12 protein-coding genes are annotated in these 15,513 nt (G+C 43.5%); 7 read left to right on the top strand and 5 right to left on the bottom strand.

The window, feature by feature from the left end; all coding sequences use genetic code 11:
* Positions 1–29: 29 nt before the first annotated feature.
* Positions 30–902 (bottom strand): glycerophosphodiester phosphodiesterase, encoded by an 873-nt coding sequence (locus tag RT034_RS00720; protein ID WP_313012432.1) that lies wholly within the window; start codon positions 900–902, stop codon positions 30–32.
* A 148-nt stretch (positions 903–1,050) separates the two neighbouring features.
* Here RT034_RS00720 and RT034_RS00715 point away from each other — a divergent pair, with 148 nt between their 5' ends.
* From RT034_RS00715 to pgeF, 3 genes are all read left to right on the top strand, one after another.
* Positions 1,051–2,097: a hypothetical protein gene (locus tag RT034_RS00715; RefSeq protein WP_313012430.1), complete on the top strand. Its 1,047-nt coding sequence runs from the start codon at positions 1,051–1,053 to the stop codon at positions 2,095–2,097.
* Positions 2,098–2,244: 147 nt separating this feature from the next.
* A complete protein-coding gene (gene prpF, locus RT034_RS00710) occupies positions 2,245–3,426 on the top strand; it encodes a 2-methylaconitate cis-trans isomerase PrpF (RefSeq protein ID WP_313012428.1) in 1,182 nt (393 codons plus the stop codon).
* A 52-nt stretch (positions 3,427–3,478) separates the two neighbouring features.
* Positions 3,479–4,369 (top strand): peptidoglycan editing factor PgeF, encoded by an 891-nt coding sequence (pgeF, locus tag RT034_RS00705; protein WP_313012425.1) that lies wholly within the window; start codon positions 3,479–3,481, stop codon positions 4,367–4,369.
* A 57-nt stretch (positions 4,370–4,426) separates the two neighbouring features.
* Here the strand turns inward: pgeF and RT034_RS00700 are convergent, their stop codons facing one another.
* Entirely contained in the window at positions 4,427–6,091 is a 1,665-nt protein-coding gene (locus tag RT034_RS00700) for a peptidylprolyl isomerase (RefSeq protein ID WP_313012422.1), read from the bottom strand.
* A 229-nt stretch (positions 6,092–6,320) separates the two neighbouring features.
* On the bottom strand, positions 6,321–9,305 hold the full coding sequence (locus tag RT034_RS00695; RefSeq protein ID WP_313012420.1) for an LPS-assembly protein LptD: 2,985 nt from the start codon (positions 9,303–9,305) through the stop codon (positions 6,321–6,323).
* Positions 9,306–9,470: 165 nt separating this feature from the next.
* Here RT034_RS00695 and RT034_RS00690 point away from each other — a divergent pair, with 165 nt between their 5' ends.
* The 4 genes from RT034_RS00690 to RT034_RS00675 all read left to right on the top strand — a co-directional run bounded on the left by RT034_RS00690 (position 9,471) and on the right by RT034_RS00675 (position 14,055).
* The gene (locus RT034_RS00690) at positions 9,471–10,613 is read left to right on the top strand and encodes an aminoglycoside phosphotransferase family protein (protein WP_313012417.1); all 1,143 of its coding nucleotides are present in this window, start codon (positions 9,471–9,473) and stop codon (positions 10,611–10,613) included.
* A gap of 6 nt (positions 10,614–10,619) precedes the next feature.
* Entirely contained in the window at positions 10,620–11,318 is a 699-nt protein-coding gene (gene murU / locus RT034_RS00685) for an N-acetylmuramate alpha-1-phosphate uridylyltransferase MurU (protein WP_313012414.1), read from the top strand.
* A 178-nt stretch (positions 11,319–11,496) separates the two neighbouring features.
* Complete coding sequence (tkt, locus tag RT034_RS00680) at positions 11,497–13,494, top strand: transketolase (RefSeq protein ID WP_313012411.1); 1,998 nt, start codon at positions 11,497–11,499, stop codon at positions 13,492–13,494.
* A gap of 69 nt (positions 13,495–13,563) precedes the next feature.
* Positions 13,564–14,055 carry a hypothetical protein gene (locus RT034_RS00675; RefSeq protein ID WP_050324394.1) on the top strand — a complete coding sequence of 164 codons (492 nt, stop codon included), beginning with the start codon at positions 13,564–13,566 and terminating at the stop codon, positions 14,053–14,055.
* Here the strand turns inward: RT034_RS00675 and RT034_RS00670 are convergent.
* Both RT034_RS00670 and RT034_RS00665 read right to left on the bottom strand, forming a co-directional pair.
* Positions 14,044–14,835, bottom strand: a complete 792-nt coding sequence (locus RT034_RS00670; RefSeq protein WP_313012403.1) for a UDP-2,3-diacylglucosamine diphosphatase — start codon at positions 14,833–14,835, stop codon at positions 14,044–14,046. The two genes, RT034_RS00675 and RT034_RS00670, sit on opposite strands and share 12 nt — an antisense overlap.
* A gap of 9 nt (positions 14,836–14,844) precedes the next feature.
* Positions 14,845–15,354 carry a peptidylprolyl isomerase gene (locus RT034_RS00665; protein ID WP_036593522.1) on the bottom strand — a complete coding sequence of 170 codons (510 nt, stop codon included), beginning with the start codon at positions 15,352–15,354 and terminating at the stop codon, positions 14,845–14,847.
* Positions 15,355–15,513: the final 159 nt, after the last annotated feature.

Below are 15,513 nucleotides of genomic sequence, written 5' to 3'. Positions count from 1 at the left end.
CTCCTTATTGGTTAATTTAGTGGGTCAACTTAAATGTTAAGCTCATTTAACTGGGTTAAAAATTGGGTAGGATAATCTGTAACCACACAATCCACGCCCATGTTAATCAAGCGTTTTGCCACATCAACCTCATTTACCGTCCAAGCGGTGACTGTTAAGCCATATATTTTGGCAATTTCCAGCAGGGTTGGGGTGATAAGCGGATAATAAATGCCCACTTGGCTACAGCCTAAGGCACAAGCGCGATTAAAGGTTTGCAATATTAAGTTTTTACCCGCTGCATCAGGCGTCGGTAAAAAAGCAATTTGGCCTGCTAGCGTGGTTTTGGGCTCAAGTGTTTTAGGCTCAAGTAACAAGCCTGTCGAAAAGTGAAAATTTAAAAATTGCTGTTGGTTTTGAATTTGGTACAAAATATCGGTATCAAAACTGGTCAAAGTGATGGGTAAATCTTGCCATTTTTCTTGTGATAATAGCCGAAGCAGATTTTTAACCAATAGCGCTGGATGAGTTTTGGCATGGGTTTTGATTTCCAGTTCAATATGGCGAAAGTGTTGCAGGTAGGGTGGTAAATCATTTAGCAACAATAGGTGATGTTTTAAAAACCTTAGCTCAAAACGTTGGGAAAACCGCCCATAGTCCGATTGCACAATGGCATCTAATTCCGCCCATGTTTTATCGGCAATCCACGATTGTTGTCTTGCCAGCCGATTTAAGGTTTCGTCATGTACCACCACAAATTTGCCATCGGCAGTCATTTGGACATCAAATTCAACCCCATCAAGCTGCTTACCATGTTTTTGCAATTGCTGCACGTAGGCAAATCCGTCTTGACAGTTCTCTAGCATTTCAGCACGAGCAGCACGATGACCGAGTAAATAATAGGTTTGATTTGGATGGCGCATACGATGGCTCGCAATAGACAATAAAATTTTATGACTACTAAAAATTATTACAACTAAATTTTATTATAAATAATAGTGAACAACTAGCCAATTTGCAAAACTTTGCTTTATAATGGCATGGTAATAAATTCTGCGTGAAAGGTGCCTTATGTCTATGATTTTCCCACAAAATACGTTGTCAAAAAAAATGCGTACGCCGTTATTGTTGGCGTGTTTTGCCTTAACCGTCGTGGGATGTAGTCGCAATGAGCAAAAAGACGAGCAAACTGGCAGTGCTGCAAGCAGTGAGCAAAAGACAATTGAAACGTCTGATATTGCCTGTAACAATGAGAAAGCAACCAGTGCCATTCACAGTTATCTGGTCAATCGCATCGACCAGCAAGCCAAAAAACAGTCTGACATCATTCAGCAGCAAGCAGGTACGATTGTTGATATGACTATCTTGCAAAATGGCTTGTCGCAAGTAGCAATCAATCTAGAAAGTGTGAATGGTAGCAATGGTAAATGCCAAGCGACGGTGTCGTTTAATATGCCTCAAGCGCAGCTCGATAACGCGGATAAAATTTATACCCGTCTAAAAATGCCAGTCGCCGCCGAGCAAATCTCGTCGCGTGGTTATCAACTGCAAAATAGCACTTTAGTGGCAAACAATGTTGGATTTGGTCTATCAGCCAGTGGCGCTAATTACCAAGTCAATAGCACCACAGGCGACGATGTGATTGGGCTAGTCGGTGAGATTATGGCAAATTCGGCATTAGCGCAAACGCTGACCCAGCCATCTAATACGCCCTTAGCTGGTTCTTCGGCAGGCGCCATACCCGTTGTACCACCAGTGACTAGCAAACCCAGTGTCGCTGCCAACAACAGCCAGAATTCAACGACCAAACCTGTCAAGAAACAAACGACAGAAAAACCAAAAACGGGCAGTGAAAAAAACACCAGTGAAAAAACCAAGACTGACGTGACCACCACCACACCAGCCAAGAAAAACACAGCATCTGATAGCGCGGATAAAAAGTCGGTGAAAAAATCTGAGGCCACCACCTCAAATGCTGATACCAAATCAACTGCTACTAAGTCAACGGCTAGCACTGGCAACAGCACAGACAAATCAACCAAGCCAGTATCGCATGAAAAAATCCCAACCGACACCAATGTCAAATTAACCATTGAAGAAAAAAACGAGCAATACTAACGTTAACCACTGTTAGATGATGTGTTTAACGTATGTCACCCAGTCATCAATTTGTTTTAGCATGTTTTTGATGTATTAATTCGCTTTCACTAAACATAAAACAAATTGATGCGTCAATTTTCTGCCTGCCACCATAAGGATATGAACATGGCCCATTTTGCCCCACAAATCGCTGTTAAAGCTACCTATATGCGCGGTGGTACGTCAAAAGGTACTTTTTTCAAGCTTGATGACCTACCTGAACGCTGCCAAACCCCAGGGCAAGCCAGAGATAATTTTTTACTGCGGGTGGTTGGTAGTCCAGATCCGTATGGTAAGCAAATTGACGGTTTGGGGAATGGCTCATCATCAACCTCCAAAGTGGTGATTTTGTCAAAAACAGACGTTGCCGATCATGATGTGAATTATTTATTCGGTCAGGTCGCCATTGATAAAGCGATGATTGATTGGTCAGGTAACTGTGGTAACTTAACCGCTGCGGTTGGTTCATTTGCGATTGCCAATGGATTGGTGGATACCAGTAAAGTGCCCCAAAATGGTATCTGTGAAGTGCGTATTTGGCAGCAAAATATTAGCAAAACCATCATCGCGTATGTACCCATGACCGATGGTCAAGTGCAAGAAACGGGCGATTTTGAGCTAGATGGTGTAACTTTCCCAGCAGCCGAAGTCAAAATTGAATTTATCGACCCTGTGGACAGCGATGGCGATATGTTCCCGACGGGCAACTTGATTGACAAACTTAATGTACCTGAAATCGGTGAATTTGACGTCACGATGATCAATGCGGGTATCCCAACGATTTTTTTAAATGCCAAAGACTTAGGTTTTACGGGGGCTGAGCTGCAAAAAGACATCAACGGCAACCAAGAAATTTTGGCTAAGCTTGAAAAAATCCGTGCTCATGGCGCCGTTAAAATGGGACTGATTGCAGAGTTAACAGAAGCTCAAACCCGTCAGCATACCCCAAAAATTGCTTGGGTTGCGCCACCCGCCGATTATACCGCCTCTAGTGGCAAAGCAGTCAAGGCAGGCGATATTGATTTGCTTGCCCGCGCGATGAGCATGGGTCAACTGCACCATGCCATGATGGGTACAGCCTCGGTTGCGATTGGCACCGCAGCGACCATTAAGGGTACGCTAGTTAACCAAGCGGCAGGTGGCAAAGCGTTGTCTGAAGTACGCTTTGGTCACCCATCAGGCACGCTACTGGTCGGGGGTGAGTCCTCGCAAGTGGATGGCAAATGGCAAGCCAAAAAAGTGTCTATGAGCCGTTCAGCGCGCCGTCTAATGGTGGGTGAGGTGTATGTGCCGCGCGATGCGTTTTAATCGACAAATCATTCATAAGCCAACTAATAGCCCAATACCTAAGAGCCCAATAATGACAGATAAGCAATCACACTGGATTGAACTGACGCACGCACCAAGCCAAGGGGTAAACGTGGTTCAAACCCTATCTGGCTGTGAATCTATGCCAAGCAAGTCAAGCAATGATTCTGTGGGGCAGTCTAGTTTGAATGCTGTGTATGGTCAATTCAATCTGGGCTTGCATGTAGGGGATGATAGCATGCAAGTGCATCAAAATCGTGCGCACTTGCTACAATCCTTGCAACAATATCATCCTGCATTAAAGAGCATTCATTGGCTTAATCAAATCCATGGTAATGACATTTATCAGGTTACCGATAAAATTGGCACAGCAGCGATATCTGCTGATGCGCATATCACGCGTTTGCCTAACGTTGCCTTAGCTATCATGACGGCAGATTGTGTACCTGTCATGATAGCGACGGAGGCAGCAGATGATAACAAGCTGATTGCGGCTATTCACGCTGGCTGGCAAGGTCTTAGCAAGGATATCATTACAAAGACCGTACAAAAAATGGTACACCAGTTTGACTTTGCAGCGGGGGACAATGCGCCTGCCGAAATGCAGAATGTTACTCGTAGATGGCATGCTTGGGTAGGCCCTAGCATCGCACAATCAAGCTATGAAGTGGACAGTCGTGTCAAAGATGCCGTGTTATCATCCTTAAATGTATCTGAGGTTGTTGCTACTCAGCTGTTTCGGCCAAATGCTGATAAGGTCGGTCATTATTTTGCCGATTTGCCTGCAATAGCAGAATTACAGCTCAAGGCTTGTGGCATTCATCAGGTGCATAAAAGTGGATTAGATAGCCATAGTGATGCACGATTTTATTCGTATCGTCGGCAAACCCAGTATCAATTGCCTGCGACAGGTAGAATGGCAACGCTGCTTTTTATGGATTAATTCAATCATAAAAAAAGGCAGTGTGTTAATCATACTGCCTTTTTTGTGAAAGCTAAATTATTGCATGATTTTAACATAAGCCTGCGCTCTTAAATCCTGCATCCAATCGTCTAGCGCTTGCGGTGCCATACGTTGGTATAGAATTTCACGCGCCATGTTTTTACGATAAACATCGCTCACATCTTTTTGGCGTTTTTCATCGACTTTAAGAATATGCCAGCCAAATTGTGATTGAAATGGCACAGAATAGTCATTTACCGACGTTTTTTTCATCATTGCTTCAAAGCTTGGTACCATATCACCTTCACTAACCCAGCCCAAATCGCCGCCATTACTGGCACTTCCTGGGTCTTTTGAGTAGGTGCTCGCTAAGGTAGCAAAGTCCTCACCTTGACGCAGTTTTTCATAGATAGTGTCGATCTGCTGTTTTGCCATGTCAGCCGGTAGGGCAGTCGATGGGCTAATTAAAATATGGCGGGTATGCCATTGATCGATGATTTTTTGTTGACCGCCGCGTTTATCGACCAATTTAATCACGTTATAACCTTCTGCCGTGGCAATGGGATTGGTGACTTGCCCGACTTCAAGGGCTGTGATGTTTTTTGACAGTTCTGTTGGTAACTCTGCCGCGACGTGGTAGCCCATATCGCCCCCTTGAATTTGCGCGTTATAGTTGGTTTGCGCGTCGGTCATGATTTGCTCAATATTGGCATTCTCGGCTTGCAAATTTTTGGCAATTTGGGTGGCTACGGTCAGCGCTTGTTTTTTTTGTTTGTCGCTGGTTTTACCTGCGGCATCGGCTTCGAAAGGCACGCGAATATGTAAGGTGTGATATTGGGATTTTTCTAAAGCGTTGCTCTCTGGTGATTTTAAGAAGTTATCGACATCTTGATCGGAGATTTTGATGCGGCTGGCAAGTTGTTGCTGCTGCAAAGTTTGTATCGCCAAGTCTTCACTTACTTTTTGACGCAATGCTTGGTAACTACCTACGCGCTGGGCGTCAAGTTTTTGCTGGAATTCGGCAAGGCTTGCGACCCCATTTTGTTGTGCCAAATTGGTCAACGCAGCATTCACTGCATTTTCCTCAGCTTGCAGTCCTTGGCGTTTGATGATATCAAGTTGGATTTGCTTAGTAATTAGCTGATCTAATACTTGCGGATAAAGTTGCTGTGCGGGTGGTACAGGTTTGTTTTGCGCTTGAAGCTGTGCAGAAGCTTGAGCAACCGCGCGATCTAACTGGCTGCGTAAAATAGGGGTGTCGTTGACAATGGCAATCACGCCATCAATGACGTGATCTTGCGAGTTACTAGTAACGACAGGCGCAGGCTCAACCAATGAGTTGGCGACCTCTGACTCTGATGTTACGGGCGCAGTTTGGGAGACAGCTTTTGCTGTTTTTTGAGTGGTAGGTTTTGAGCCGCTGGCTTTGGTGTCAGCTTTGACTGATTTGGCAGCGTTGGTGGTTTTATTTGCTGTAGTTGCCGCTTTGGTTGATTTGTTTGTGGTTTGCGCTGCAGGTTTGGTACTAGATTTTTTACTAGATTCTACCGTCGTTTTGCTGCTAGTTGTGTTAGTTTTAGCTGTTGCAGCCGCTGCTGCAGTCACGGCTTGCGCGTTCAATGTTGGCATGACCAATAGTGCGCCATATATCAAAGCGCTAGTGAGAGCAGATAGGGTGTTACGGGGAAAATTGGGTAAATTATGCATGACAGCATGGTTCATGGCATGTATCCTTAAAATAAAAACCAAAAAATAGAAAAAGTAGATTTGATCACTCAAAAATTGTGGCAAAACCATTTAGCTTAAATGACGGGTCTTTGACCAAGTTTCTTACATTTAGATATTGCTAAGTTTGGGTCATTTTATACAATAATATTTGCTAGCGTATGTCTGTATCATAATAAATCCTAAAAAACGTCAAATTTTAGGCGGTTTTTTGCGCAAAAGGCGTTTAGTATCTAGGGTCATAACCCAATACCCGATTACGCATCAAGCTAGCCAGTCGACCGTCACCTTTATTGGATAACCCATTTAAGCTAATTTCTGCCATGATGGCGTGGTCAGCACTGTCTTTATCACTTAATTCATCATAATAGCGGCGAGCATAAATCGATAAGCCATAACAACAGCTATCATAAGTAAAGCCCGCTAACACATCACTAAAGCGACTTTTCTCATTGTCGTATTGCACAGCCCCTAAAAACTGCCAATTATCACTAATAGGCAAAACAGCGGAGCCTGTGAAAGCAGAGAGGGCTTTTTGTCCAAATCTACTCTCATTGCGTTTGATATACCCTAAGTTATAAAGGCTATTGAAAGTTGGCGCATAACGAAATTGGGTATTGATGTAGTTTAAATCAGCGTTGTCATCAACCGAGCCATCTAAATCCACCCAAAAATCTTGACGCGGTTGGGTGCTTACCTGAAAGACGGTACCGGTATTGTCAATTTTTAACCCATCATCAGTATTGTCAAGATGTACCCGAATATCACTCAAATAAATTTGTTTACCCACGCTGGCATCCAAGCGAGTCAAACCATTACCATCAATATAGCGATAATTTAATGAAGGGGTTAAATGGTTGTTGTCGGGCAGACGATCATATCCCAAAAACCATGAATCTTCATACAATTGCGAAAAATTGAGCGATGCCAAACGGGTATTAAAGTTGGGTACGTCAGTCTGGTCCTTATAAGGCGAGTACACATATTTTAGGCGCGGGCTTAATAACTGATAGCCGCCCAAGGATTCATCAAATTTACCAAATGGGGTGCCTGTTTTAAAGAAATTTAAGCCACTGTCAATACTAAACTGCGGTACAAAAATAGATTGGCTTTTGCTATTTTTATCCAGTCCATTGGCGTCGGCTGATTCTTGGTCAAATTGGGTGTAAAGGTGCTGTAAACTTACTGACGGCGTCACATATCCCCAAGTTCGCGTTATTGGATAGGCGGCAGTGAGTTTGTTATACAGTCTGCCACCGCTTTGCTCAGGTGCAGAGCCATCATCGATTGGGCGTTTAAAATAAGCAAAATCGCTGATACACGTCAAATCAAATTGGGTTACCCAAGGCACACGATATTTGACCGATAACTGCGGCAGACGGTCATACGGTTTGTCTTTATCCAAGATTTTGTCTGAATTGGTTAAATTACGATCCAGGGTTTGAAAGGTCTCAATCTTGGCAAGCGCAGTCAAATAGTCATTGTAATAATTGGCTTGAATGCGGCGCGGTAAATTTAATTGAACGGTTTCGTCACCCAATGTCTCAAAATCGTTTAAAAATTTAGGGTCTGAGACGTACTGGTATAGCGCGTCAATGGATAGGTTAGGGATATCTTTTGACTGCCAATGATGATCATAATAAAAGCGGGTACGGTCTTCATCATTATATTGTTTGTCGTTTGGCAGATAAGAGCCTGTCAAGCTACCATAACCAAATTTTTCTGTCAGATAGCGGAACTCACCTGTCAACATCGGATTGCGGTCAGTAAAAATGGTAGGCGTGACAGTGGCATCGTAATTTGGCGCTAGATTAAAGTAATAAGGTAACTGTACATTAAAACTCCCTTCCGTACTAAAGCCACCGCGTGGTAATAAAAAACCACTGGTGCGCCGATCGTCAATCGGAAAGTTAAAATACGGCAGGTACAATACCGGGGTATTTTTAACTTTTAACGTGGCATTATAGGCTTCACCGCGGCCCGTGTCGGTATTGATATCGATGTTTTTGGCATTGATTTGCCAAGTCGGATTGTCAGGCGCGCAGGTGGTAAACATGACATCGTCAATTTCAACGCGGCTTTCATCGACTTTATTAAGCCGTTTGGCATAACCATACGCTTGTAGCGGTACGCTGGCAAACGCCACATCTTTGGCGGTTGCTTTGGTGCTATCCGTTTGGTACGCCAGTTCATCGGCAACGGTAATCAGCCCACCTTTTGGGCTATCTTTAAGGCTTACACGTGGGTTACCGTCTGTCGATTGGGTACTTTGCGCGGCATCGACCAACAAAACATTACCTTGAGCGGCTGCAATGCCATCTTGCACGTTAACGACCACTTTATCGGCAGAGATTTGCTGACGACCTTGGTTGATTTGCACATCGCCTGACAATTCAGCGTAGTTTTCATTGTCATAATAGCCATAGTCAGCCGATGCATAAATTGGGAAGCTGCTATTGGGCTGATCGGTAGCGGCTGCCGCTAATGCCTGTTGTTGATAGATGGTCGAAGTGGGATATACCCAGTTGCCATGACACATGGCGTCTTTTCGGGCACCTGCTTTTGATTGCGAATTTGCTTGAGCAACTGACTGTTGACTATCAGGCGTGAGCGGGCTTAGCAAATTTGGATTAGCATTTGGATTAGCAACCGTGGCACTAGTATCGTCCGTGGTTTGCGGGGTTTTGGGTTGATAAAAGGTTTTGAGCTTATCTAGACTGGCTTGCTGCTGTTGATTTGGGGTAAAGTTGGGACGAGTACGCGCAGAGTTTGGTTTGATATCAGGCGCGCTAATCGGCGTGATACCTTGATTGGTGGTTACATCGACAGCAGTGACGCTGTCTGCTGTGGTGGCGATACTACTATCGGTATCGGGCTTTGCAGCTAAGGTATCAAGGTTTTGTTTTTCAATACTCTGTGATTCAGTGCTTTGTGTCTCAATATTCTGTGACTCAATGTTTTGAGCTGCTGTGCTTTGTGCTGTCGCTGCATCAGTCGATTCCGTAACGGCGCCTGTCGGCAACACCGCAAGCGCTGAGGTTGAATACAAAGTAGTAAACATCGCCCCAAGCGTCATCGCTAAAACGTTGGTATGTCGATAAATTTGGTGTAGTGATTGATGCAGGCGTGTGGGCTGGGTTGGTAAAGACGAATGTGAAGTTAAACGATTAGAAGTTGACGAAATAGGCGACAATTTCACAGATTTTTTCATTAGACATTTACCAAAGACGCAATATAAAAACCTTCACATCATATCACTAGCGTCATCAATATACTATTGCAAAAGATGTTTAAAATTGCAAACATGTTAGACGCCACTTGAGAGATACGTAGATTTTCGGTAGCATAACTTATTTTTATTGAGTAAGCCCACGTTATGAACCATCCTGCCGCACAACTTGCCAACCAAGACTCTTCCGATAGCCCAGCTTCGCCATCAAATACCGAGTCATGTGAACAACAGCCACTTGAACAACAATCACTTAAACAACAGTCACGTGAACAACAGCTGCATACTTGGTTGACCGAAGTTTTTCAAAATCAGTCATTGCAGCATGAAAAAATACCTGGTGATGCCAGCTTTCGCAGCTATCATCGCTTAACCGTCGACAATCAACACTATATCGTGATGGATGCGCCGCCAGAAAAAGAATCGGTGAAAGAATTTATCGCCGTGGGCAACTTAATGGCAGGTTATGTGCATGTGCCAAAGATGATTGCCACGGATGAACAGCAAGGTTTTATCGTCCTTGAGGATTTGGGAAATACGGATTTTGCCGATGTCATTGCCAAGGATTTAACGGATGTAGGCGAGCTGGCAAAAACTGCGCGCTATTATCAGCAGGCAATGCAGGAAATTTTGGCGATTCAAAAGATTGACATCAATGACGCCAAAGCCGTTATCCCAAGTTACGATGATGCCTTGCTGCGCCGAGAAATGGGCTTGTTTAGCGAGTGGTTTTTACCCTATATTGGCGTGACGATGACCCCAGACTTAGAGACGCTGTGGCAAGATTTGCAGGCTGATATTATCCAGCAAGTCATCGCGCAGCCTCAAGTGGTGGTGCACCGTGATTTTCACAGCCGTAATTTGATGGTATTAAATCACAGCGATGAGTTGGGCGTGATTGATTTTCAAGATGCTGTCATCGGTGCCTACACCTATGATTTGGCGTCTTTATTGCGAGATGCCTATATCAATTATGATGAAACATGGGTCAACACGCATTTGGCTCATTATCACCAATTGGCGCAAATTGATAAAAGCTTGGCAGAGTTTACCGTGGATTTTAATATCATGAGTATGCAGCGTCATCTCAAGGTATTGGGAATCTTTGTACGTTTGTTCGAACGAGATGGCAAAGACCGTTATTTGGTCAATCTGCCTAAAGTTTTCAATGATTTATTAACTTGTCTAAAAGCTATCACCCAATGGGATAAGCATTATACTTTTGATAAATTTGCTGATTGGATGACAGCCGTTGTTGAACCTGCTTTTCATCAAAAAATCCAAGGATAAAACCCCATGACAACCACCATCACCCAAGCCATGATTTTATCAGCGGGTAAAGGCACTCGGCTGCGCCCTTTAACCTTGACCACGCCAAAACCACTTGTCGAAGTCGGCGGGCAACCACTTATTGTGTGGCATATCAAAGCACTCAAACAAGCAGGTATCACCGACATTACAATCAATGTGTCATGGCTTGCTGACAAACTGCTAAATGCAATCGGGGATGGCAGTCAATACGGTGTCACCATTCATTGGTCGATTGAACCAGAAGAACCGCTTGAGACAGCCGGCGGTATCAAGCTGGCTTTGGCTACCGGTAAATTAAAAGACCAGCCATTTATTTTGGTCAATGGGGATGTGTGGACGCCTTTTGATTTTGCTCAATTAAGCCAGCTTCAGTTAAACGATTCGCAGGCTTATTTGCTACTCACCGACCAAGCGACGCACAACCCAACTGGCGATTTTGCCTTAGAAAATGGCAAGGTCAAGGCAGATGGTACGCCAAAATATACCTTTGCAGGGATTAGCGTGATGTCACCAAGATTATTGGATACGGTCAAGGTAGGTGAAACTGCGCCGCTTGCGCCATTACTCAAACAAGCCATGCAAGCCGGTTTGGTAATGGGGGATTTGCTGAGCGATGGGTGGGTCGATGTAGGCACGCTTGAGCGTTTAGAAAATTTGAACCAAAAATTGTCGGCTAACAAGTGATTTGGCAGAAAAATTCATCTTTTGCCATTTTGTTTTTATTTGAGAGCCAAGCAAACTAAACGGTTAAAGCTAAAAAAATGACCTAAAACTGTGATAAAATTTGTCACAGTTTTATTTTTAGCATGTTACATACGACAAAATTTAATTCTGTAATTAATTCTGCAATATAGGAAAGCCAATGACAACCCCAATTTCTGAACGTCGTCTTGCCAACGCCATCCGTACCCTAGCCTTTGAAGCGGTGCAAAAAGCCAATTCTGGACATCCAGGCGCGCCAATGGGCATGGCAGATATCGCTGAAGTGTTATGGCGTAAGTTTTTAAAGCATAATCCAACCGACCCAAATTGGCTAAATCGCGACCGTTTTGTGCTTTCAAATGGTCATGGCTCAATGTTGCATTACGCTTTGCTGCACTTGACAGGGTATGACGTTAGCATTGAGGATATCAAAAATTTTCGCCAATTGCACTCTAAAACCCCCGGTCACCCTGAATATGGCTACACCGCAGGTGTGGAAACTACCACAGGTCCGTTGGGTCAAGGGATTGCCAATGCCGTAGGTTTTGCGATTGCAGAAAAAACCCTAGCCGCGCAATTTAACCGAGACGGTCACCAAGTCATCGACCACCAAACCTATTGCTTTTTAGGTGATGGCTGTTTGATGGAAGGTATTAGCCATGAGGTGTGCTCATTAGCCGGTACGCTGCAACTGGGCAAATTAATTGTGTATTATGATGACAATGGTATTTCGATTGATGGTGATGTCGAAGGCTGGTTCTCAGATGATACCCAAAAACGTTTCGAAGCTTATGGCTGGCAAGTGCAAAAAGTTGACGGTCACGATACCGATGCCATTACCCAAGCGACCCAAAATGCCATAGCTGAAAAAAATAAACCCTCACTCATCATCTGTAAAACCGTGATTGGCGCAGGTTCACCAAACAAGCAAGGCTTGGAGGCCTCACATGGCGCACCCCTTGGCGCGGATGAAATCTTGCTTACCCGTCAAGCACTCAAGTGGGATCACGAAGCCTTTGAACTGCCAGACGATATTTATGAAGGATGGGATTGCACAGTTAAAGGTCAAGCGCTACAACAATCATGGGAAAGTGAATTTGATGCTTATAAAGACGCTTACCCAGAGCTTGCCAGTGAATTACTTCGCCGTGTGAATGGTGACTTGCCAGCAAATTTTGAGATACAAGCACAGGAATTTATCAAGGCGTGTCAAGCGAACCCAGAAAACATTGCAACGCGTAAAGCCAGCCAAAATTCAATCAATGCCTTACAGCCATTATTGCCAGAGCTACTGGGCGGTTCTGCTGATTTGGCAGGGTCAAATCTGACTTGGTTTAAAAATGCCAAAGCGCTCGAAGATGATGCGGCAGGTAACTATATCCACTACGGCGTGCGTGAATTTGGTATGACGGCAATTGCCAATGGTATAGCCTTATATGGCGGCTTTATTCCGTATGTGGCGACGTTCTTGATGTTTATGGAATATGCGCGCAATGCGGTGCGTATGTCAGCCTTGATGAAACAACGCGTCATTAATGTCTATACCCACGACTCAATCGGTCTGGGTGAAGATGGACCCACTCACCAACCTGTCGAGCAGTTGTCAAGTCTGCGTGCCACCCCAAACCTGCATACTTGGCGACCATGTGATACGGTCGAGTCAGCTGTGGCATGGGTAGAAGCTTTGAAAGCAAAATCAACCCCATCAGCGCTGATTTTTAGCCGTCAAAACCTACCGCACCAAGCGCGACATATTGAGCAAGTAGCCAATATTGCCAAAGGTGGTTATGTACTAGCCAAAGAACAAGGCGAGCTACGTGCCATCATCATCGCCACAGGTTCAGAGATTGAGCTTGCAATGAATGCTTACACTGAGTTGACTGCCGAAGGTTTGGGCGTGCGCGTCGTATCGATGCCATGTGCTGAAGTGTTTGCCAAACAAGAAATCAACTACCGTGACAGTGTGTTGCCACCGCAAGTGCGTGCGCGTGTGGCGGTTGAAGCCAGCCATATCGATTATTGGTACAAGTTTGTAGGGCTTGATGGTAAAGTCGTGGGTATGACCACCTTTGGTGAGTCTGCCCCTGCCAAAGACTTGTTCCCATACTTTAACATCACCACTGATGCGGTCATTCAAGCCGTGAAAGCGGTTGTGTAATTTTTAAAATATTGTTTGGTAAATTAAAACGTGCTATATTTTTTAGCACGTTTTTTTTGCAAGGTTTCAATGACAATTTCAATCATTATTAGCATAGTTTCTCTTATAATTGCAGTGGCTTCAATGTCGATTAACTATTGGCTTTGGCGAAAAATAAATCGTCCTGTAGTTACGGCTAGAATTTCTTCAAAGGAAACAAATAGCCCAGCAATAAACTTGCTGGTTGAAAATACAGGTAATATGCCTGCAAAAAATATAAAAATAATTTCCAACAGAAAAGATGTTTTATCTTGTTTAAATGGTGAAAAGATACCTAACGATGTAAATGAAGTTTTATTTAAAGATACAATTATTCCAGTTTTAGCTAATGGGAAAGTCGCAACAACAGGATTCTGGGCGTTTGGAGCCAAAGAATTTAAAGAAAATAGTGATAGATGGCGTTCTGGAGCAGTTCTGCCTATTATCATTGAGTATTACAATTTTGAAGGAAGAAAATTTATAGAAAAATCTGAATTAAGATTTGCACCTGACAATGCGTTCGCATTTTATTCATGGAGCTAATAAAGCTAATTGAATTGTCTCATTCATAGTGACAGCAATAACAGCATTAACACTGTTGTCATTCAACCGCCAATCGCCGAGCACTAACCGTTTTTTATGGCCAATTTGATGAACAGCAGGGCGGTGAGTATGCCCATGAATCAGTATATCGGCTTTTTGCAAGGCTTGTCTGACGGCTTGTTCATTGACATCCATGATTTGCAGAGATTTTTTGGCATTATCAGTTTTGCTTTTTTGGCGTAAATCTTGTGCGATTTGTTGGCGTTTTTTGATGGGTAGCGCGAGCAAAATTTTTTTAGTGATAGGATGTTGGATGATTTTGCGAAAGCGTTGGTAACCTTTATCATCGGTACACAGCGCATCGCCATGTTCTAGGCGAATTTTTTTGCCATTTAACGTCAAATAAAACGGCTCAAAAATCAATTGCCCGCCAAACTTATCGCAAAATTGCTGCCCAAGTAGAAAATCCCGATTACCATGCATGACAAAAATCTGGCAGTTTTTATCGGATAATGTTTTGAGCTTTTCTATAATCGGTTGAAGCGCATCTGTTAAGGTGTCTGTATCAGCAACATCATCCCCTAGCCAAGCTTCAAACCAATCACCGAGAATAAAAAACTGTTTTAGGTTAGGCAATAAAGCCAGTTTATCTAAAAAATCTAAAAAAGCCTGCCCTAAAGAATTAGTGGCAGGCTCATTCATACTCAAATGTAAGTCACTGATAAGCACTTGCGCAATGGCAGAAGGATTATCAGTGACCAAATCTACAAAACTTTGCATACAAAAAAATTATTTCTCAATTACTTTTGCATGGGTAATCACCACAGGCGTGGTCGGCACGTCAGCGTGGAAACCGTATTTACCAGTCGGTACACCTTTGATTTTATTGACAATGTCCATGCCTTCAGTCACTTTACCAAACACCGCATAGCCCCAACCTTGTGGGTTTTTGCCAGAGAAGTTTAGGAAACTATTGTCTTTTACATTGATAAAAAATTGCGCAGTCGCTGAATGTGGGTCAGAAGTACGTGCCATCGCAATCGTGCCGACTTCATTTTTTAAGCCATTATCTGCTTCGTTTTGGATTGGGGCATTGGTAGATTTTTCTTTCATGTTGGCGTCCATACCACCACCTTGAATCATAAAACCGTCAATGACGCGGTGAAAAATGGTGCCATCATAATGACCTGATTTGACGTATTCTAAGAAGTTTGCCACGGTGTTGGGGGCTTTTTCTTGATTGAGTTCGATAACGATGTTACCCATGGTGGTTTCTAATTCTACGTATGGCATATCCATTGTGAGCTCCTAATGGTTTTTATGGTTAAAAAAACGTATCTTGCAATTGTTGTGGCTATCCTAGCGATTTTCAATCAAAAAGTCAGTATTTAGTTTGCAAAGTTGGCAAAATTAAATGTTTCAATTAAATTCATTTAAGTTTTTTCAATGTCAAAAAAC

This window comes from Moraxella sp. CTOTU48841, from assembly GCF_032061225.1.
Taxonomy (GTDB): domain Bacteria; phylum Pseudomonadota; class Gammaproteobacteria; order Pseudomonadales; family Moraxellaceae; genus Faucicola; species Faucicola cinerea.
Note: the sequence above shows the minus strand (reverse complement) of the source record. Positions and strands in the feature narration are given on the sequence as shown.

Bases quoted from the DNA above. Each gene is read 5' to 3' on its own strand.
- RT034_RS00720 (WP_313012432.1), bottom strand. From the start codon at position 902: ATGCGCCATCCAAATCAAACCTATTATTTACTCGGTCATCGTGCTGCT.
- RT034_RS00715 (WP_313012430.1), top strand. From the start codon at position 1,051: ATGTCTATGATTTTCCCACAAAATACGTTGTCAAAAAAAATGCGTACG.
- prpF (WP_313012428.1), top strand. From the start codon at position 2,245: ATGGCCCATTTTGCCCCACAAATCGCTGTTAAAGCTACCTATATGCGC.
- pgeF (WP_313012425.1), top strand. From the start codon at position 3,479: ATGACAGATAAGCAATCACACTGGATTGAACTGACGCACGCACCAAGC.
- RT034_RS00700 (WP_313012422.1), bottom strand. From the start codon at position 6,091: ATGAACCATGCTGTCATGCATAATTTACCCAATTTTCCCCGTAACACC.
- RT034_RS00695 (WP_313012420.1), bottom strand. From the start codon at position 9,305: ATGAAAAAATCTGTGAAATTGTCGCCTATTTCGTCAACTTCTAATCGT.
- RT034_RS00690 (WP_313012417.1), top strand. From the start codon at position 9,471: ATGAACCATCCTGCCGCACAACTTGCCAACCAAGACTCTTCCGATAGC.
- murU (WP_313012414.1), top strand. From the start codon at position 10,620: ATGACAACCACCATCACCCAAGCCATGATTTTATCAGCGGGTAAAGGC.
- tkt (WP_313012411.1), top strand. From the start codon at position 11,497: ATGACAACCCCAATTTCTGAACGTCGTCTTGCCAACGCCATCCGTACC.
- RT034_RS00675 (WP_050324394.1), top strand. From the start codon at position 13,564: ATGACAATTTCAATCATTATTAGCATAGTTTCTCTTATAATTGCAGTG.
- RT034_RS00670 (WP_313012403.1), bottom strand. From the start codon at position 14,835: ATGCAAAGTTTTGTAGATTTGGTCACTGATAATCCTTCTGCCATTGCG.
- RT034_RS00665 (WP_036593522.1), bottom strand. From the start codon at position 15,354: ATGGATATGCCATACGTAGAATTAGAAACCACCATGGGTAACATCGTT.